Annotated in this window: 16 protein-coding genes and 2 pseudogenes; 2 read left to right on the top strand and 16 right to left on the bottom strand. The window is 45.4% G+C overall.

Annotated features, from left to right (window positions below; all coding sequences use genetic code 11):
• Positions 1-42 precede the first annotated feature (42 nt).
• On the bottom strand, positions 43-852 hold the full coding sequence (gene purR, locus BM241_RS08940; RefSeq protein WP_025748155.1) for a pur operon repressor: 810 nt from the start codon (positions 850-852) through the stop codon (positions 43-45).
• Between the two features lie 342 nt (positions 853-1,194).
• On the opposite strand from purR, the gene BM241_RS08945 reads away from it, so the two are divergent.
• Positions 1,195-1,905 carry a tRNA 2-thiocytidine biosynthesis TtcA family protein gene (locus BM241_RS08945; RefSeq protein ID WP_092282567.1) on the top strand — a complete coding sequence of 237 codons (711 nt, stop codon included), beginning with the start codon at positions 1,195-1,197 and terminating at the stop codon, positions 1,903-1,905.
• Between the two features lie 156 nt (positions 1,906-2,061).
• Here the strand turns inward: BM241_RS08945 and fabZ are convergent, their stop codons facing one another.
• From fabZ to BM241_RS08995, 10 genes are all read right to left on the bottom strand, one after another.
• A complete protein-coding gene (fabZ, locus tag BM241_RS08950) occupies positions 2,062-2,496 on the bottom strand; it encodes a 3-hydroxyacyl-ACP dehydratase FabZ (protein ID WP_025748157.1) in 435 nt (144 codons plus the stop codon).
• Positions 2,497-2,685: 189 nt separating this feature from the next.
• Entirely contained in the window at positions 2,686-3,414 is a 729-nt protein-coding gene (locus tag BM241_RS08955; protein ID WP_025748158.1) for a flagellar hook-basal body protein, read from the bottom strand.
• Positions 3,415-3,429: 15 nt separating this feature from the next.
• Positions 3,430-4,185 carry a flagellar basal-body rod protein FlgF gene (gene flgF, locus BM241_RS08960; protein ID WP_025748159.1) on the bottom strand — a complete coding sequence of 252 codons (756 nt, stop codon included), beginning with the start codon at positions 4,183-4,185 and terminating at the stop codon, positions 3,430-3,432.
• Positions 4,186-4,317: 132 nt separating this feature from the next.
• Complete coding sequence (gene mreB / locus BM241_RS08965) at positions 4,318-5,346, bottom strand: rod shape-determining protein (RefSeq protein WP_092282573.1); 1,029 nt, start codon at positions 5,344-5,346, stop codon at positions 4,318-4,320.
• 119 nt (positions 5,347-5,465) lie between these two features.
• Entirely contained in the window at positions 5,466-5,726 is a 261-nt protein-coding gene (gene spoIIID / locus BM241_RS08970) for a sporulation transcriptional regulator SpoIIID (protein WP_025748161.1), read from the bottom strand.
• Between the two features lie 152 nt (positions 5,727-5,878).
• On the bottom strand, positions 5,879-6,760 hold the full coding sequence (locus tag BM241_RS08975; protein ID WP_025748162.1) for a M23 family metallopeptidase: 882 nt from the start codon (positions 6,758-6,760) through the stop codon (positions 5,879-5,881).
• 61 nt (positions 6,761-6,821) lie between these two features.
• Positions 6,822-7,856: a stage II sporulation protein D gene (gene spoIID, locus BM241_RS08980; protein ID WP_092282568.1), complete on the bottom strand. Its 1,035-nt coding sequence runs from the start codon at positions 7,854-7,856 to the stop codon at positions 6,822-6,824.
• An 87-nt stretch (positions 7,857-7,943) separates the two neighbouring features.
• Positions 7,944-8,711 (bottom strand): YwmB family TATA-box binding protein, encoded by a 768-nt coding sequence (locus tag BM241_RS08985; protein WP_025748164.1) that lies wholly within the window; start codon positions 8,709-8,711, stop codon positions 7,944-7,946.
• A 459-nt stretch (positions 8,712-9,170) separates the two neighbouring features.
• Positions 9,171-12,428: an FtsX-like permease family protein gene (locus BM241_RS08990; protein WP_092282569.1), complete on the bottom strand. Its 3,258-nt coding sequence runs from the start codon at positions 12,426-12,428 to the stop codon at positions 9,171-9,173.
• Positions 12,428-13,087, bottom strand: coding sequence for an ABC transporter ATP-binding protein (locus BM241_RS08995; RefSeq protein WP_051456389.1), 660 nt, complete (start codon positions 13,085-13,087; stop codon positions 12,428-12,430). Before BM241_RS08995 ends, BM241_RS08990 begins: the two co-directional genes overlap by 1 nt.
• A 231-nt stretch (positions 13,088-13,318) precedes the next feature.
• On the opposite strand from BM241_RS08995, the pseudogene BM241_RS13190 reads away from it, so the two are divergent.
• Positions 13,319-13,594 (top strand): annotated as a pseudogene (locus BM241_RS13190) (transposase); the annotation flags it as partial.
• Here BM241_RS13190 and BM241_RS09005 read toward each other — a convergent pair.
• The 5 genes and pseudogenes from BM241_RS09005 to BM241_RS09025 all read right to left on the bottom strand — a co-directional run bounded on the left by BM241_RS09005 (position 13,543) and on the right by BM241_RS09025 (position 19,443).
• Positions 13,543-13,707: a hypothetical protein gene (locus BM241_RS09005; RefSeq protein WP_084054714.1), complete on the bottom strand. Its 165-nt coding sequence runs from the start codon at positions 13,705-13,707 to the stop codon at positions 13,543-13,545. The pseudogene BM241_RS13190 and the gene BM241_RS09005 overlap by 52 nt on opposite strands.
• Positions 13,708-14,115: 408 nt before the next feature.
• On the bottom strand, positions 14,116-15,504 hold the full coding sequence (locus BM241_RS09010) for a uracil-xanthine permease family protein (RefSeq protein ID WP_092282570.1): 1,389 nt from the start codon (positions 15,502-15,504) through the stop codon (positions 14,116-14,118).
• Positions 15,505-16,005: 501 nt separating this feature from the next.
• Positions 16,006-17,261 (bottom strand): annotated as a pseudogene (locus tag BM241_RS13195) (SLC13 family permease).
• Between the two features lie 145 nt (positions 17,262-17,406).
• Entirely contained in the window at positions 17,407-18,054 is a 648-nt protein-coding gene (locus BM241_RS09020; RefSeq protein WP_025748168.1) for a V-type ATP synthase subunit D, read from the bottom strand.
• A 3-nt stretch (positions 18,055-18,057) separates the two neighbouring features.
• On the bottom strand, positions 18,058-19,443 hold the full coding sequence (locus tag BM241_RS09025) for a V-type ATP synthase subunit B (RefSeq protein ID WP_092282571.1): 1,386 nt from the start codon (positions 19,441-19,443) through the stop codon (positions 18,058-18,060).
• Positions 19,444-19,572: the final 129 nt, after the last annotated feature.

A 19,572-nucleotide genomic window follows, 5' to 3' on the forward strand; every position in this document is an offset into this window, starting at 1 on the left:
CGCCAAAAAAGCCTATACTCCTTCTTAAATTCCATAAAAATTTTATAAAACCGGTCGTGCTACCACCTTTCGGCTTACCTCGTCCACCTCTTTGAGCTCGATGAGCGCAACGTATTCGTCTATCATCTTTTGTTTGGGTTGCTCGGTGGCGATCATGACTCCTACACCCACTATATCAACATTGAACTCCTTGAGCAAGTCCACCATGCCCCTGGCCGTGCCTCCACCCCTCATGAAGTCGTCAATGATTAAAGCCCGCTGACCCTCCTTGACTGCCCTCTTGGCAAGCGACATGGTCTGGATCCTCTTGGAAGAAGCAGACACGTAGTTTATGGTGACCACCGAGCCTTCTGTCACCTCGTTATCCCTTCGAGCCACCACCACCGGGCAGTTGAGCGCCCTTGCTGTCATCATTGCAATGGGAATACCCTTGGTTTCCACCGTGATGACAAAGTCGGGGCTGGCTTCATAAAACCGGGAAGCCATGATTTCCCCCACCTGCTGTACTATATGGGGCGTAAACAAAAGGTCGGCTATATACAAAAACCCGCCGGGTAAAATGCGCTCGGGCTCAGACAGCTTATTGCACAGGTCCTGTATAAAATTCGAGACGTACTCCTCGTCAGGCTGGGGTACGTATTTAATCCCTCCTGCAGCCCCTACCACCGTCTCCAAATTGCCGAGATTGAAAGCCTTTAAAGCACGGCGCAACGCCATGACATCTTCGCTGACGGTAGACTTGGCCACCCCAAACAATTCTCCAAAGTAATTCAGGGTGTGGATCTGATTGGGCCGATCGGTTAAAATCTTCGTCATAACGCCAATTCTCTCGCTCCTGCTGAATTTGTTCATACCCCATCTCCTTTTAAATTGAATTATAACCCAAAATCAAGCCTTTGTTGTAATAGATTATATCACAAATGAGACAAAATACTGAATATTTTTTGTTCAAGAGCGCCTATTTTTTTATTGGATTTGCCCATATAAAATTTTCATCTGTCAGAGAATCGCGTCGTTGCTGAAATGACGTATTAACTATGCGGGATGAATATGGTATAATAAAAAAGCTTTTAGAAGTTCATATCTCTAAATAAGAGGAAAATATATCCAGATAGAGACTCTAATGTTAGAAAGGAGAGAAGAGTGCATTCCTCTCCATCTTGAATGAGATGGAGTCTCCTGCGCTCGCATACCATGAAGAGAGTGCTGGGTTACCTTCGAAAAGCCGTAGAGGACTTTAACATGATTCAAGAAGGGGATAGAATTGCAGTGGGGGTATCGGGCGGAAAGGACAGCCTAACCCTGCTTAAAGCCCTCAAGCTGTATCAGTATTTCTCGCCGGTATCGTTTCACATAGAAGCCATAACCCTTACCCTGGGGTTTGATGACTTTGACGTCTCACCCATTGAGGCTTTTTGCAAAGAACTAGGTGTGCCCTACAGCGTAAAGCACACCCTGATCGGAAAGATAGTATTCGAAGTGCGAAAGGAAAAAAACCCCTGCTCGCTTTGTGCCCGGATGCGACGCGGAGCCATTCATGACGCCGCGCTGGAACTGGGATGCAAAAAAGTCGCTTTGGGGCACAACCTGGACGATGCCATAGAGACATTTTTCCTCAGCCTCTTTTACGAAGGGCGGTTCAACACCTTCTCTCCTGTAACCTACCTGAGCAGAAAGGAAATTACGGTAATACGGCCGTTGATCTACGTGCCTGAACCTGATATTATCGGAGTAGCCAGACGCCACAACTTGCCAGTAGTTCAAAGCCCGTGCCCTGCCGCCGGGCATACCCAGAGGGAAGAGATGAAGAAGTTGGTACGCTCTCTGGCGAAGACATTTCCTGACATAAGAACGCGATTCTTCACAGCTCTCAAGAACAAGCACAACCGCAATCTATGGGACTGACGTTGACCACTCCAATGCTTTTTTATGAGTTTTTAAACTAAAAAAGAGCGTCTGCGGCTCGATATGCAAAGCGCTCGACCCAGACGCTCTTTTTATTGTCCCCTCGTTTTTTAGTGTATATCATCACCAGGATATCGAAAGGATATCGCCAGTAGTTCAATCGCCCTTTTTATCAACCAGGGCAAACATGACCTCGCCTTCTACCGCCACCTCGCCATCTACCAAAGCCCTTACCACTCCTTTGCCCATTGAGCTCTTTACCTTGCTGATCTCGGCCTCAAGGCGCAGCTGGTCACCGGGGACAACCTGTCTGCGAAAGCGCAGCTTGTCCACCCCTGCGAAAACAGGTATCTTACCTCTATTCTGTTCGCTATAAAGGACCACCACTGCACCCAGCTGTGCCAGCGCCTCCAGTATCAAAACACCTGGCATAATGGGCATCCCCGGGAAATGGCCCTGGAAAAACCATTCGTTTATAGTAACGTTTTTTATTCCCACTGCTCTCTTGCCCGGCTCAAACTCGATAATGCGGTCTATCAGCAAGAAAGGATAGCGATGCGGGATACATTCCATTATTTCTTCTACCTTCATAGCGCATCAACGCAAAAGCCCACTCCCCTCTACGGAATGGGAAGCGGACACCTTCCTCCTCCCTTCAAACATCAGCATTTATCAAGCGTCCAAATCCTACTTAAATATGGATTGTGAACATCACGTTTATCGATATACCACCATTCATTTTTCAATTCCTCATTATATATTTCAAACATTAAATTCATTTTATTCCCTCAAATTATTGGCCAAACGCTCCATCTCATCGGCCGACTGCAAAACCCTTGAACTGAGCTGATATGCCCTTTGAGCCAATATTAGCTGCGCCATCTCCTCTGCCAGATCAACGTTTGACAGCTCCAGAAACCCCTGCCTCACGACGGCTGGATACCCATTCATAGCCGGGCCGCTGGCCTCGGTCTCCACAAAGCGGTTATACCCTATGGCTTCCAGCCCCTCGGGATTGGGGAAGACAGCTATGTTAAAGCGATCCACTGGTACCTCCTGGCCATTGTACACCTCCATGGGCTGACCATTTATATCCAAGACGTACTCTCCTTGAGGCGTAACCAGACGATTGACCATCACTCCGCCCACCTGTTCGGTCGAGATTTGAAAGCTTCCATCCCTTGTGTAACACAGTGTCCCATCGGGGCGCAGCAATACAAAAAAGCCTTCCCCATCGATAGCAAAGTCCAGAGTACGGCCAGTCTCCTGCAACCTCCCATGGCGGAAATGGCGCTGGGTGGCCGCCACCCTCACCCCATTCCCTACTTGCAGGTTTACCGGCTCAGGCGCCCTTCTTGCGTCCATGGCCGAATACAATGCATCCTGAAAAGCCGGCCTTACTTTCTTGTATGCCACAGTGTTTATATTCGCGATGTTATTGGATATGATATCCAGGTTTTGCTGCTGGGCCACCATGGCCGAAGCCGAGCTGTATAGCGCACGAATCATGAGCACTACCTCCTTTTACACTCGCCCTAGCTCGTTTACCGTCTTGGACAGCACGCCATCTATCATCTTGATGACCTTTTGGTTGGATTCATAATTTCGAAGAGCCGTTATCATGTCCACTGTCTCCCGCACCACATCCACGTTAGAGCCCTCTACAAAACCCTGGACGACTTCCCCTTCAAACTCTATCACCGGATTGTTTTCGGGATCAGGATTTATATAAAGGTTGTGCCCCACTTTTCTCAAGGCCTGCAGGTCTTGAAAATTCACCAGCCTCAGCCGATCAACATACACCCCGTTCACCGTCACATTTCCCTCAGAATCGATGACGAAATCCTGCGTCCCCACAAATATGGGCCCCATCTCGCCGGCCACTGGCCATCCATCAACCGTCACCAGACGCCCCTGATTGTCCAACACAAACCCTCCGTCGCGCGTGTACCTCTCCCCATCTTCTGTAAGAATGACAAAGAATCCTTCCCCTTTGATGGCCACATGGGTATTTTCGCCGGTCTCCTGCAGGCTGCCCTGCTCAAACGAGGTTACAACCCTATCGACATACACCCCGTGATTGATGGTCCCTATGCGCCTGTTCAAAGGAGCCTGTCCTTTATCCAGCCTTAACAGCAGTTCCTCATCAAACACACGGCTTACCACTTGATCCCTTTTAAACCCGCGGGTATTTACATTGGCGATGTTGTTGGCGACATTATCCAGCCTTCTCATCTGGTTTATCATTCCAGTAGCTGCAGCATATAAGCCTCTCACCATCGTTAACACCATCCCATAACATGTTACTCTCGTGTAAAATTCACTCTTTATATGATAATATCGTCACAAATCGAAATCCACTTTAGCAACAAAATACAGATTATATAACAACTCCAGGGCCAACTCAAACAATCATCCCTGATAGGCCGCCCCTCGGGAATGTTCCATGACCGCCATGGGCCCATAAACGTCAAGGGATTCCAGAGCCCTGCCTGTCCCAAGGGCAACGCAGGACACGGCATCCTCCATCACATGGACGGGAATCTGAGTATATTTATACAAAAGCTGATCCATCCCATAAAGCAGGGCGCCACCGCCTACCATGATAATACCGCGCTCGTGTATATCCGATGCCAGCTCGGGAGGCGTCTTTTCCAGCATGGCGTGCACAGCCTCCACAATGGCCTGTAGCGGCTCTTCCAAAGCCTCCACCATCTCATTGGAAGTAACCGTCACCGACTTGGGCAATCCTGAAATTAAGTTTCTCCCAGTTACAACCATGGAAGGGCTATCCGGCCGTGGAACGGCTGCGCCTATGTTTATCTTCATATCCTCAGCCGTCCTCTCACCTATGAGGAGATTGTACTTCTTACGCATATATCGTATTATGGCTTCATCGAACTTGTCTCCTGCCACCTTTATGGAATCCGATACCACAATGCCACCGAGGGATATAACAGCAATGTTGGTGGTACCGCCGCCTATATCCACCACCATATTGCCGCAAGGCTTGCTTATGTCGATTCCCGCTCCGATGGCGGCGGCAATGGGTTCTTCTATAAGATATGTACGCCTGGCACCCGCCTCATAAGCGGCATCCAATACGGCTCTTTTCTCCACCTCGGTAGCTCCACTGGGGACGCATATCATCACACGAGGCTTAAAGATCAGCGGGTGCCCGCACACCTTTCGTAAAAAATACCGAAGCATCTTCTCTGTAACTTCGTAATCGGATATGACCCCATCCCGTAACGGTCGAATAGCCACTATGTTTCCGGGGGTCCTACCTATCATCCTTCGAGCCTCTTCGCCCACCGCCAGTATCCTCTTGGTATTCTTATCAATGGCAACCACAGATGGCTCCCTGAGCACAATTCCTTTTCCTTTTATGTAAACCAAAACGCTGGCTGTCCCCAAGTCAATACCTATATCTTTAAACATGAACACGCACATCTATCCTTTCTTTGGTTTGTTTAAAAATCATTTGTTTTTACCAAACCCAAAACTTACATTAAAATATTCTACTTTTTTTCCAAAAATCCTCTTTATTTTTTGGTTTTTTAATTTTGTCCTTTCATCTTTTTGTACTTTAAGCGGGTAGCCTTGCCTCCTCTTATATGCCGTTCCGCCTTGTTGTGCTCTAGCACCTTTTTTACTTCTTCCCACAGGATGGGATTGATTTTGGGAAGGCGTTCTGAAACATCTTTGTGTACCGTGCTTTTACTTACCTTAAAAACTTTGGCCACCTCTCTGACGGTAGCTTTGGATTGAATCATATAATTGGCTATTTCAAGAACCCTTTCCTCAATATAATCCTTCAAGTCCAAGACCCCCCTCACCGCAATTCCTTTTAACTATTAAAAATTGCCATAAAATCCACAAATCTGTGTTTATAAAATAATTATGCAGAGAAGAATTCATATAGAAGAAAAAAGATAAAAAAAGAGCCCCGTAAAATAGTTTACGGAGCTCTTTACTCTAAGTAGTTCTTGGGATCGACATTTTTCCCGTCCTTTAATACCTCAAAGTGGACATGAGGGGGATCCAGTATCTCGCTTATTGCCGTTCTGCCCACTCCGCTTATGACCTGGCCTTTTTTCACCTGCTGACTGGGCCTAACCATGTCTTTAGTGGAGAGATTGGCATACCGCGTTTTCAGCCCGTTTCCATGGTCAATGGTAATTATGATCCCCATCAGAGAATCCTCTTCTATGGATTCCACCACTCCGTCCAGCGCCGCCCTGACCTGGCTGCCCAGCGGGCTTTCAATATCGATTCCAGGATGAGTTGTCCACTCTTTAAGCGTTCTCGAATACTGTAAATGGTCCAGGGCAAAATCCACTATGATTTTTCCATCTGCAGGCTTTTGCATCAAAACTTTAGAGGATTTTTGGGATTGTACTGTTGCGCTGGTCTGTAAAACCTTCGGCTCGGTTTTTGCAGCGCTCACAGCAATTGGCTTGTCTGCTGTAGCTTTCGATTTATCGTCGGCATGGTCAACCTTGCCACCCTGGGATTTGGATACCACTTGTTCCTGCGCTCCCTGGGTCTTTTCATCCGCCACTACATCTTTTATCTTTATATCCACCTTATCCGCTTTATCGCTGGCATCTGCTTGTTGTACCGGCTCCTCAGGGGGCTCATCCTGACTTGGCTCCTGGCCGACCATATCGTCCTCGGCTTCTTCTTGCATCTGCACCTCATTCCTATCCATGGATGTCCAAAACGCGGTAGCGCCTATTGCGCAAACGCATATGAACAGGATGACATAAAAACCCTGTCTGTTCCAAAAGTCCTTAAACGCCTGCCTGTTAAACGCATTCTTCACCTTCTCTTTATACTTAGCAAAACCCATTTAAATCACCTCCTCTTAGAATTCTATCCAAAAAATAAAAAAAAATACAGATATATGAATTTTACCTGTATTTTTCTATCTCCACTCCCTTGTAGTAATGCTTCAATATTTCCACATAAGTGTGTCCCTGCTGTGCCATATAGTTGGCCCCCACCTGGCTCATGCCTACCCCATGACCGTATCCTGTCGTCTCAATGATAACCCTATCGCCCTCAAACTTAAACTTAAAATCGGTGGAATTAAGGCCATAGAGGTAGCGAAAGTCAGTCCCCTTTACGGTAATACCCCCTACTATCAGCTCTGCAACCCTGCCGCTTTTTGTATAGCTCTTTACCCTTATCTGAGAGGACAGGTTTTTGGCACTTAAATTGCTGCGGGGATATCTACTCTTGAAGATCTTCACAAATTGTTCATTGGAAAAGGTAAAGGTTTGCTTGTATTTGGGGCTGGTCTCCTCCCCAGGGCTGTCCACCACAGTATAATAGGGCAGTGAATGTGAGAAAACTTCGCCGGCATCCTCGGTTTTGCCGTTGCTGGTAGAATGAAAAAACACCTCGATAGGAGCACCATCATATGTCATTATGTAGCCCCTGGTCTCTTCCACCGCCCTGACTATTTTTTCATGGTTGGCGGCATAATCGCTGCCCCAGTTCTTCTTCTGCTGCTCATCGGAGATCCATGCCTGGCAGTGACTGTACAAGCTGCATACATCGGCCTGTGGGTGGCTCGAACATCCGTTGCCGCCAAAGGCGCGCATCTTTCTTACAGCAAAAGTTCTGGCGGCAACAGCTTGGGCCTTTAATGCCTCCAGCTCAAAGGAGGCCGGCATCTCGGCCGCCACCACACCTATAATATATTCCTCCAGAGGCATCCTGATTACACTTTCGGTGGCATGGTCATACATCGCTATTTCAGGCTCATCGACGCCCTCTTTGCTTTTGCTTGTAATATCAATCTCATCATTCGGCTGTCCATTCATTTCAGATGAAGACCTCTTATCCTTAAACCCAAACAGGGAAAAATCCTGTACAGTCAACGCGGGAATGATCACTACAATTATGACGATTGCCAGCAACAAATTGATCCACCATTTCATCCTCTCCCCCACTCTCCATCCAAAACCTCAATCAATAATATCATTCTATGATGGAGAACAGGGGTTTTAGAACCCAAAAGCCAATCTTCAGTACTCAATGCTTATAATCGGCGTCCCTACCCAAATATACGTTCTGTCTTTGTAGGAGTTGTAGCGCATTGCCACCTGAAGGTTGACCGGCCTGCCCCCTGATACAATCCCTTCGCCCAACGCTGGGGAATAACCGCTGATGCTCACAAGTCCTTCCTCATGTAAGCCCTCTATCGCCCTAGCCTTAAGGTATCCCAACATGCTGCTGCAGATGCTTTGCATATTGCTGGGCTCAATCTGTCCTTTAAAGCTTCCCACCAGCGTCACTGTGATAGTGGGATTCACCCCTATTGTGTCAAAAAACCCTTTTAACAAAGCCTTAACCGCCCTGCTATTAACCTTCTGGGTACTGTCCACTATGTCCACAACTATATAGCTTTCATGTCCCTGGTTCTTATCAGCTAAGGTTTGAATGCTCTGGCACACTATTGAAATTACCTGTCCGCCCTTATTAACACCCCTTATGCTAACCTGCCTTATACCATTGCCCTGGCTGGAAAAGAGATCATACCCTTTTTCAAGGCCAAAAAATTCAGCTGCTTTGCTTGCCAGTGACTTTAAATCAATGATGGACATGTAGTTCTCGTTGAGCACGCACCATCCGTTTACATTTAAATACTCTGTGTTGCATCCGAGAAAATCCAGTACCTGCTCTATGGAAATAAGCTCCTGAAATGGTTCCTGAATAGCCCATCCCTGCATACCAACGGGAAGCAAAGTTAAACACATTATCATCACTGCAAGCAATACCTTCTTACAACCCACTATACCCTGCACCCTCTCGATAAACTCGTGTTAAACAACTGCTACGCTTTGATTATTGCCATTTGCAGGGTTTTATATACAGGATATTATCTGTTTTCGGGGGCATTTTAATGCGCCTTGTATATTTAAAATCCCTTTTTACACATTATATTGGCTTAACTCAACAAACAATCAACTCAATATAGATATCCAAACCAAACGTACAGAGAGGTTATCACTATGGCTAAACAAAATTTGATGTATTTGGGGTATGATGAGCAAAAACAAATAAAAGGCATGCCGGAATAAACGACATACCAGAGCCGAATATCGAATAAACTAATAGAGCGTTCAACAAATTTATGATTATAGTATATCCATAACACGTTAGAGCCTACTTCAGATTTCAGCTACCCCAGCATTACAGAAAGCAACAGCAAAGACAAAAATATCGCTGAAATCCGGTATCAAGTTCATCAGTTACTCAACGCTTTTTAGCGATTCCACCATGTCAATTTTGCGAATGATGCGTACCGTCAGCAAATTCACGATTAGGGCAAATACTAGTGTAAGCAGCGCCGAAACCAAATACACCATCCAATGGATACGTCTTGAAAACATCACGACATCCACTTCGACTGTATCAAGAACAAAGAACAGCAAATATACGCCAAGAATTAAGCCCACGCCAATGCCAAAAACTGTCAAAATCAGGTTTTCCCGGTACAAATACATAGTTGTTTCAAAATCGTTAAAGCCCAGAACTTTGAGTGTAGCCAGCTCTCTCCTTCGTTCATCAACATTAATATTTGTAAGGCTAAACAGCACCACAAATGCCAGAGCTGCTGCAGATACTATAAGAACCACTACAACAATATCCAGTGCGCCAATCATATCGTTAAATTTTTCCCTTCCCTCTCGAATAAACGATATGGAAAGTACAGCACCGGTTTGCAAAATGGATTCCGACAAAGCATTTTGCGCTTCCTCACTTGTATCGTAAAGCTGGCCAAACACAGTATTGACAGATGGAGCTTGCCGGTACAGACGTTGATACAGTGAAGGCGTCAAATATACATAATGGTAAATATAGTTTTCAGCAATGCCCGATACCACCACCTCCACAACTCGGTTATCGGAACCCTGTATCCGAATAATACTGCCTTCTGTAACACCCAGTATTTTGCCGAGCTTTTCAGTAATAACAACGCCTTCATCTGAAAGTTCAAGGGGCTGGCCCGATTGCCGATGGCGTAATGAAACAAAATTATTAAATGTATCCATGTCCTGCGGTACAAGCAGCATAGCCTTTTCTGTTTTTGCATTTGCTGTCACATCGATGGTAGTACTGTAACACCGCATAGTAGCCTTGACATCTTCATTCTCATCCAACAGGTCAAATAGCCGCTCAATTGAAGCAGCATCGGCTTTAGTGTCCAGCATCAATGTCATATCATATTTTTGAATTTCTTCAAACTGAATGGGTACCATTGAGCCTATGGAATTTTTCAATCCAAATCCTGTAAATACGAGGGCTGTACAACCCGCTATACCAAGTACTGTCATAAATAAACGTTTTTTATAGCGGAAGAGATTACGGTAGGTTACCTTACGGGAAAAATCTAACCGCTTCCAAATAAATGGCACCCGTTCCAGCAAGATGCGCTTACCGATCTGGGGAGCACGTGGCCGCATAATTGCTGCGGGAGGACCTAATAATTCCTTTTGACAAACCATAAATGCCGGAACCACCGCACTGATAAACGCTCCAATTCCAGCCAGCAGGGCACTATCCCATTGCAAAGGAGTAAGAACATCGGGTACGGTGTAAATAATGCCGTACGCTTCGGCAATGACTTTAGGAAACAGCTCTTTACCTACAGCCCACCCGAAGAAAATACCTCCTGTTGCTGCAAGGCCAGAATATATCATATACTTTGACGCAATAGACATATTGCTGTAACCCAGTGCCTTGAGTACCCCAATTGTAGAACGATCATCCTCCACCATTCTCGTCATGTTGGTAAGGCTGACAAGAGCTGCTACCAGGAAGAAAATAAGCGGAAATACATTCCCAATAGCCCCAACGCGCTGGGTATCCTGTTCATACCCCGAAAACCCGCTGTTCATACTCAAGTCCAGTATGTACCATTCAGGTTGTGAGAGAGAGCTCAGCTCCTTTTCACCCTCCTCAATTTTTGCACGGGCATCTTCTATTTTCGCTACTGCCTCATTGTATCCATCTTCATAGGCTGCAAGGCTCTCCTGGTATTTTTGTCGCATTTTCTCCAGGTTAGCCTTGGCTTCAAGCAGCTGCCTTTCTCCTTCTTTTTTGAACCGTACAAACTCTCTGTATTTTGCCTCATATTCTTTCAGCTTGCTATTGTACTCCGAAAAGCCTTGATCTAAGGCTGCCTTTCCCGCATTGAGTTCCTGTTCTGCAGCCTTTAGCATTTCATACTGTGCATCATACTGCTGACGTGCCTGCTCATACTGCGCTGCGTTTTGCTCATAAGCAGCTTGTAAGGAAGCGATCTGGGCTTGCAATTGCAAAGCCTCCTGGCTATCCGCAGGTAATGAGGTCAGCTGTTTAGTCAGTTCCTCAATCTGGGCCTGCAAAGCACTAAGAGCTGCATTGCTTTCCTGTAATTGCAGCTGAAATTGCTCCAATTGTTCCTTTGCATAAGCCAGCTCTTGCTCTTTACTTTGCAATCTTTGTTGATTTTGCAAAAGCTCATCATATGCTGCATCCAAATCCTTTTTTGCTTTCCTTAATTCTTGTTCGGAGACTTTTATTTTTTGCCAAAATTCCTTTTCTTTATTCTGAAGTTCTTTCTCACCTTCTCTTAATTTTTTCTCCGCCTCCTGCAGTTCCTGCTTCGCTTTTGCCAAGTCTTGCTCTGCCTTTTCAACTTCCAGTTTAGCATCTTGTAATTTCGAAGTGGCTTCTTCTACCAATCTTTTATAACGAATGGGATTACGCTCATCGCCTACCGCCTGTATACGTTGTTTAATATCTTCAATTAGGTCCTTATACTCATCAGAAAAACGGGATAAATTTTGCTTATCGACTACTATATATACACCGGTATACACCGGCATGGTGTACACACTTTTGGGAAGATATACAAAACCCCTTATTATTCCATCGCCTTTGCTGCTGCTACCCCGCTCATATGAAATGTACTCTACCGAACGCACAAACCCTGCAACAGTAAAGGTAGTTCGCGACACATAATCACTTATATTTTCACCTTCTGGTGCTGAGATTTCAATGGTATCGCCTATTTTATACCCATAATTGTTTCGCAGGGCTTCATCCATCAGCACTTCATTTTCCTTCACCGGGAAACGTCCCTCGATAAGAACCGGTCGATTTATAAGGCTTTTAGATTCAAGGGCATCCAAATCCAGCGATTGAAAGGACACTAGATGCGAAACATCCTGCTCTACAATAAATCCATCAAAGAAATATACGGGCATAACTGCCTGTACCCCATCTACCCGTTTTATAGCGTCGATGTCCTCATCCTCAAACCCATAAGTGGATATTACGCGAATATCATAAGCATTATAATCATCAAAATATTTATCCAGCGTTAGTCGCATGTCAGGGCATGCCGCACGTACACCTGAAAAAAACGCTACACCGAGTGCAACAATGGAAAAAATGGCAAGAAAATGGCGTGGATTGTTTAGAATTTGGCGATTTATATTCTTCAAAAAGGCACGCGTCATTACCACTCAATCCTTTCCACGGGAATAGGATTCTCATTTTTAACTGAAGATTTCACCTTGCCATTTCGTATGGTTATAATTCGATCAGCCATTGGTGTTATCGCCTGATTATGAGTAACCACAATTACCGTTGTACCCCTGTGGCGGCAAGTATTATAAAGGAGTTCCAGCACCTGTCTGCCCGTATTGTCATCCAGCGCGCCCGTGGGTTCATCGCAAAGCAGAAGTTTAGGATTTTTCACAATTGCGCGGGCAATAGCCACACGCTGCTGTTCGCCACCCGATAATTGTGCAGGAAAATTATTCATTCGGTGGCTAAGCCCAACATCCTCCAAAACTTTTTTTGGATCCAGAGGATTTTTGGACAGCTGGGCTGCCAGTTCCACATTTTCCAGCGCCGTTAAATTTGGCACCAAATTATAAAATTGAAACACAAACCCGATATCATAGCGGCGATATGCAACGCGCTGTTTGCTATTATATGCACTAATCTCGGCTCCATCAACAAAAACCTTACCGCTGTCGCAGGTATCCATACCCCCCAAGATATTCAGCACCGTTGTTTTACCGGCACCGCTTGGCCCCACAATTGTTACAAATTCGCCTTGTTCGATATCAAAAGAAATACCGTCGAGAGCCTTTACTTCCACTTCGCCCATGGTATAAACCTTGGTTACGTCTTCAAAACGAATAAACGACAATTAACACACCTCTCCCCCAGATTAATGTATTGAATATATTATAATAATGAAGACTGCAGTGCAGTTACAAACATGATTGTCACTAAATATTATTGAATTTTCGAGCTGATCCCATAACTATGGAAACTATTGGGCAAATACTTCAATAATTATTATTTTACTCGCAAACATTCAATAAAATAAAGAGCTAAAGACGAAGTGATGGCTAAACTTTTAGAATCCATAATTAAATCAAATGCTACAAGCTCAAGTTACTGAGCAAATCAAAGCTGAATTATATGAAACAACTCAAGAAAGGCAAAATTATCGCAATGGTTATTATTCAAGAGATTTACTAACACGAGTTGGCACCATTACATTAAAAGTTCCAGGCTTAGAAATGGCAAACTCACTACTGGTATCTTTTGCCGTTATCAGCAAAGTAAACAGGCTTTGTTACTGACTGTCTCCGGAATTTTGCTTTCCAGCAGCAAATGAATTGCGTCCCGAATTGGCGTATCAATGGGGCACCCTTTGCTGCACATGGGAGACTTACATTGAAGACAGCGCTTTGCATCCTCAATAACGTGCTTACTCATGTACTCGTTTCCTCCCGATTAATTTTTTGCGCCACTCAGTTATCAAAGCGGCAGCTATGCCACACCATTGACAGCAAGAGAGAATACAATGGCCTTGGCATCTGTTTGAAGACCTTTTTTGCTTGGAACGTTATCCGCTTTGGAAGACTTAATTCCTGTTGCTGTTTTATGGACCTGTGTTAAACGTTTGCATTCGGCTTCGGCAATGACCTTTCATAGCATTTTCTCTAAGACGCTGTGTGATGTTTGTAACTCCGGCAACCCCGCCTTTTTCTATAAAAGTTTCAACCATCAGTTAACTTTTTATACACAGCTCATATTACGAATCGAAGGCAATTCTCTAGAATACACAATAAAAAAGAGTTGTCAAATAGACAACTCTTACTCAAGATTATATTATATAGATTCTTAAGCAGTGCTTCTTTTCTTTTGGTCTATGTTCAATACAAGGTTAAGAAGGATTCCGAATATCGCTGCACCCGCAACACTTGGAACTTCTATACCAAAGAACGGGATATTCCCTCCAAATGCGTATTGTCCTCCAAGGCCGATAACCATGATGGTTGCAATAATCGCTATATTTTTAGCGCTAAACAGGTCAACCCTTTTCTCAACCATAATGGCAATACCTTGAGCGGCTATTGCACCAAACAAGTAAACTTCCATGCCTCCTATCACTGCGGTTGGAATTGAATAAATGGCATTTATAAGCGGTGTGAAGCAGGCAATAATCATAGCTATTATCGAAGCGGCAATAAGAACCGATATGGAAAACACTTTCGTGATTGCCATTGCGCTTATGTTTTCTCCGTAGTTTGTACCAGCAGGGCCTCCAATAAACCCGGCAACGATATCGCCAATACCGTCACCAATTAAGTTAAGCCCCAGCTTGTCCGCAATATTATATTTCTTGCCTGTACCCTTTTTGTTTGCCAAATCATTTACATAAAGGTCGAGCTGGTATACATGTGCTGTTGATTCGGGAATGGTCGCAATTGCTATGGGCATAATGGCTGCAACTGCCATCCATGACGCTTTTGGGAACGTGAATATCGGAAGCGCAAAAATTTCGGTGTTTGCCGTCTCAGGCAAAACTTTAAAAAGATCAATGCCTGTTGCAAGTTTGATAATAAATGCTGTAATACACCCTAGAATTGGACCAAGAAGAAGTGGAATCTGTCCCATAAACCCTTTCAAATACACTGAGAACAAGATGGTTGAAATCAATGTGACGAGCGAAACAATCCAAGCCATATTCTTTGCAAATGCTACCTGTGATTCTGGAACAGCAATCGTTCCTGCAGTATCAATTGCAATGGACGCCGCATCATTTAAAGCGGTTCCTGCAAGTGTAAGTCCGATTACCATAGCAATAGGACCTGTAACCGATGCCGGAAGAATCCTTTCCAAGGAATCCCTCCCAAAGCGTTTAACGATAAGCCCTGCTGCTATTGACACAAGCCCGGACATGATGATGCCAAATTGAGCTACCGCTATTTTTTCGTTGAGAGCGTACCCCGCAAGTGCCTCGGAGCTCATCAGGCTGCCAATTGCAGCAACATAGGAAAAGCTTGACCCATAATAAAGCGGAATTTTTCTTCCTGTAACAATAATAAAGCAGATAGTCGCAAGACCACTTGCAAAGATAGTTGTTGAAATGTGGAAACCTGTGATAATTGCAACGGCTACTGTTGCAGGAAACATTACAATAACCTGTTGTATTGCGTAAAGTAGCAGTTTCCATATTGGTGGATGTTCATCTGGAAGATATCCTATTACTTGTTGACTTTTTGCCATAATATAACATCTCTCCTTATTTTTATTTAGGTGCTCTTTTATGCAGCTGAATTGTGGCATCCCTATTTACACAATCATCCATTATTTACGACTTTAGTTATACTTATACTCATCCCCCTTTGCATAAAAAAATCTTGTCTGTCACATTGCGCAGGCAAGATTATCCTTCAAAATAAGACTATACGCTTATAATTAATTTTGTCAGATATCTTGTCGGCATCTCTGTACCAGACTTAAACTTGAGCTTGCATTCAAGCAATTCCTGTGTTCCCTGCGCGTTGAAATCCCGAATCGCTTGTGTTGCTCTAGGGCTTGTTCCCGTAACCTTTGCCAGCAGTACTGTCATATAGTAAAACTCATTTAGGGATTGGGAGGAATGTTCTGTTTTCTGCATTCATTATCAAGCTTGTTTTTATTTATTGATTCGAATTTATGAGCCATACACTCCTCCCGCTTTCATCCCCTAAAGACTTTTCCACAGTATTTTGTAGATATTCTCTTTCAACTCCAGATAAGCCAAATCAACACATACCCTGTTGTAACGGCTGCCAAGGTAAACGGAACGCTGATTTTCATGAATTCGCTTGTGCGCACCTCGTAGCCCTCTTTGCGCAGTATTCCAATGCCCGCGATGTTTGCGGAAGCACCTATAGGCGTAATATTTCCTCCCAGGGTTGCTCCTGAAAGCAAACCAAAATAGAGAATTACAGGATCGATACCTAAAATATTCGCTATGCCAGACGCTACAGGAAGCATGGTAGCTGTGTAAGGAATATTGTCAATAAATGCCGAGAAGAACACCGAGGCCCACACGATCAGGGTATAGACAACAAAAAGGTTGTTGTTGCTCATCTTAACAAAAATTTTGCTAATTTCATCCACAACCCCCGCTTCCGTTATGCCTGCAATCACAATGAACAACCCGCCTAGCAAAAGGAGTGTAAAATAATCAATTTCCTTTAGCGTCTTTAAAAAGACCTTTGTATCCCTAGTCTTAACGGCTTGTCTGATCACACCGATGACAAACGCACCAACACAAATAATGCCATTGGTGATGCTGGGCTTGTTAGGTATGAAAGAAGCCAGAATAGAACACCATGCCAACCAAAAGAACCGTCGGGAAATAGTCTTCGACTATGGTTTTGTCCTTTACGCTAATCCTCTGATTCTCCTTCCTGAAAACATACAACAGGACCAATGTAGAGGCCAGCGCGCCGGCCTGCACAATCCAGAACATCCCCGCTTTTCCCCTGTAAAAGAAGAAATCCAGAAAATCAAGGTTTGCATAGCTTCCCAAAAGGATCGAAGTCGTATCCCCCACCAGAGTGGCAGCTCCCTGAAGATTGGAGGATATGGCTATAGAAATGATGCTGGGAACCGGAGAAATTTTTAGCTTTTTTGATATAGTCAAGGCTACGGGCGCAACCATCAAAACAGTGGCGACATTCAAACGCGGATATGATCCCGGCAAACAGCGCCAAAGATATGATAGCCCATTTAACATCGGGCACCTTTTCAATGATGTCATCAGCAAGCAGTGAGGGCATCTTGGATTCAATAAAAAAGTAGACAACCCCCATGGTACCCGCAATCATCATAATGACATTCCAGTCAACGGATGAAAATACTTTTTGAGCAGGCAGGATCCCTAAAGCCACAAAAAGCGCAGCGGAAGCCAGAGCAATGTAGGCTCTAAACCTGGGGAACAAAAGCAACAATACATAAGTCAAAATAAAAAATATAAGTGCCTTAATCATGATCGTATTACCTCGCTAACAAAAATTTATATTGGTTATATAAACCTAATATTAGTACAACAACCCTCGATAACTTGGGCAACAAGCTTCAAGTGGGGAAACTTATCATCCCATAATTTACAGTTTGCAAAAATCAATTATTTCGTTATATGGTTGCATCCTTTTTCTCCAGCATATCCTTTACCTTCATCAGCCTGGTACGGTTTCCGCGCTCGTTTTCATCCAGCTTCATGGTAATATAACGTATGGTCTCTTTAAGCTGAGGTATCACAACGTATTCCAGGGCATTTACCCTGCGACGGGTCTTTTCAATTTCATCGGCCAGCATCTGACACGTCTTTTCTATCTGAGCCAGCTCCACCATAAGAGGGAGGATATCAGAAAAGGCGGCAATAGCGCCATCCAGCTCGGCCGAAGTGGCCGCAAAGCTATAAGGGTAAGGAGAAAGCTCCCGGTCGGTCACTTCCTTGTACTCAATGACCGGAACGGTCACCCCCATGATGTTCCCAATTGAAGGCTTTATCTCCACCCTACGGGTGGGAAACATTATGGCCTCTTCCAGCACTTCAGATGACATAACAGCCCGCGCCATCAAAAAATCCTTAAACGCCAGGGTTAATTTTTGCTCCACGCGCTCCCGCAACTCCTTATTTCGCTTTATCAAGTCTATAAACCTGCGCATCATCTCATCACGCTTGTCTTTAAGCAGCTTGTGCCCCCTTACAGCCACCTGGAGCCTATTCTTCAGGCGGATAAGCTCCATGCGCGTGGGGTTAACCCTCATTACAGCCATAAACTATTCATCCCCTTTGTCTCCGGGAAAATATTTATCGATGTACTCATCGCGAATACGCTTAAGCTCGCTTCTGGGCAGTATTGACAACAGCTCCCACCCCAGATTGAGCGTCTCCTCAATCGAGCGGTTGGTCTCAAAGCCCTGGGATACATACCGCCTCTCAAATTCGTCGGCAAATTTGGCGTACAGCTTATCTATATCCGAGAGAGCCGCTTCGCCCAGCACCACCGCTAGCTCCTTGGCTTCCTTACCCCGGGCATAGGCTGCAAACAGCTGGTTCATGGTATCGGCATGGTCCTCCCGAGTTTTACCCTCACCTATACCTTTATCCTTCAGACGGGACAGGGATGGCAAAACATCAATGGGCGGATTTACGCCCTTCCGGTAAAGCTCCCTGCTCAGTATTATCTGCCCCTCTGTGATATAACCCGTTAGGTCGGGAATGGGATGCGTCTTGTCATCCTCTGGCATGGTGAGTATGGGGATCTGCGTGATAGAACCCTTTTTACCCTTTATCCTCCCCGCTCTCTCGTACATTGTGGCCAGGTCGGTATACATGTAGCCCGGATAACCGCGACGACCGGGTACCTCTTTGCGGGCCGCCGATATCTCCCTCAACGCCTCGGCGTAGTTGGTAATATCGGTGAGTATGACCAACACATGCATATCCTCTTCAAAGGCCAGATATTCGGCAGCCGTCAATGCCATACGGGGAGTGGAGATGCGCTCAATGGCCGGGTCATCGGCCAGGTTCATGAATAACACCGCCCGTTCGATGGCACCGGTCCTTCGAAAATCCGATACGAAGAAGTCGGCCTCTTCAAAGGTTATACCTATGGCAGCAAACACTACAGCAAAGTTGGTATCGCTGCCTAGCACACAGGCCTGACGGGCAATCTGTGCAGCCAGCTGGGCATGGGGCAACCCCGCCCCCGAGAAAATGGGCAGCTTTTGCCCGCGCACCAGAGTATTAAGACCGTCGATAGCTGAAATTCCCGTTTGGATGAACTCGGAAGGATAGTCGCGAGCTGCCGGGTTGATAGGTTCACCGTTTATGTCCATGCGCTTTTTGGGAATAATCTCGGGACCTCCATCTATAGGCCTTCCCATTCCATCAAATACGCGTCCCAGCATATCCCTAGATACGCCCAGCTCTATGCTCCTGCCCAAAAAGCGCGCCTTGCTATCGGCAATCCTCAAGCCGTGAGAGCCCTCAAAGAGCTGAACCAGTGCTCTATCTCCATCCACCTCAAGGACGCGGCCCCTACGAATCTCGCCATTGGCCTGCTCGATCTCCACCAGCTCGTTATATTTTGCCCCCTCCACGTGTTCCACCAGCATCAAGGGGCCAACCACTTCGGTAATGGTCCTGTATTCCTTAAGCATAAGCCACGCCTGGTCATCTAAACTGTGCATAACCGCACAAGTTTAGACGGCTGGGGTATTTCTTACCGCCTTTCAAGTTGTCCCACCCCCAGCTGGCGGTATTTGGGACAACCATAGCCCCTGCCCCAA

It is taken from the genome of Caldicoprobacter faecalis, assembly GCF_900115765.1.
Classification (GTDB): Bacteria; Bacillota; Clostridia; order Caldicoprobacterales; family Caldicoprobacteraceae; genus Caldicoprobacter; species Caldicoprobacter oshimai.

Excerpts from the sequence above, each read along its gene's own strand:
- purR (WP_025748155.1), bottom strand. The coding sequence starts at position 852 with ATGAACAAATTCAGCAGGAGCGAGAGAATTGGCGTTATGACGAAGATT.
- BM241_RS08945 (WP_092282567.1), top strand. The coding sequence starts at position 1,195 with ATGAAGAGAGTGCTGGGTTACCTTCGAAAAGCCGTAGAGGACTTTAAC.
- fabZ (WP_025748157.1), bottom strand. The coding sequence starts at position 2,496 with ATGAAGGTAGAAGAAATAATGGAATGTATCCCGCATCGCTATCCTTTC.
- BM241_RS08955 (WP_025748158.1), bottom strand. The coding sequence starts at position 3,414 with ATGATTCGTGCGCTATACAGCTCGGCTTCGGCCATGGTGGCCCAGCAG.
- flgF (WP_025748159.1), bottom strand. The coding sequence starts at position 4,185 with ATGGTGAGAGGCTTATATGCTGCAGCTACTGGAATGATAAACCAGATG.
- mreB (WP_092282573.1), bottom strand. The coding sequence starts at position 5,346 with ATGTTTAAAGATATAGGTATTGACTTGGGGACAGCCAGCGTTTTGGTT.
- BM241_RS08975 (WP_025748162.1), bottom strand. The coding sequence starts at position 6,760 with ATGGGTTTTGCTAAGTATAAAGAGAAGGTGAAGAATGCGTTTAACAGG.
- spoIID (WP_092282568.1), bottom strand. The coding sequence starts at position 7,856 with ATGAAATGGTGGATCAATTTGTTGCTGGCAATCGTCATAATTGTAGTG.
- BM241_RS08990 (WP_092282569.1), bottom strand. The coding sequence starts at position 12,428 with ATGACGCGTGCCTTTTTGAAGAATATAAATCGCCAAATTCTAAACAAT.
- BM241_RS08995 (WP_051456389.1), bottom strand. The coding sequence starts at position 13,087 with ATGGGCGAAGTGGAAGTAAAGGCTCTCGACGGTATTTCTTTTGATATC.
- BM241_RS09005 (WP_084054714.1), bottom strand. The coding sequence starts at position 13,707 with ATGAGTAAGCACGTTATTGAGGATGCAAAGCGCTGTCTTCAATGTAAG.
- BM241_RS09010 (WP_092282570.1), bottom strand. The coding sequence starts at position 15,504 with ATGGCAAAAAGTCAACAAGTAATAGGATATCTTCCAGATGAACATCCA.
- BM241_RS09020 (WP_025748168.1), bottom strand. The coding sequence starts at position 18,054 with ATGGCTGTAATGAGGGTTAACCCCACGCGCATGGAGCTTATCCGCCTG.
- BM241_RS09025 (WP_092282571.1), bottom strand. The coding sequence starts at position 19,443 with ATGCTTAAGGAATACAGGACCATTACCGAAGTGGTTGGCCCCTTGATG.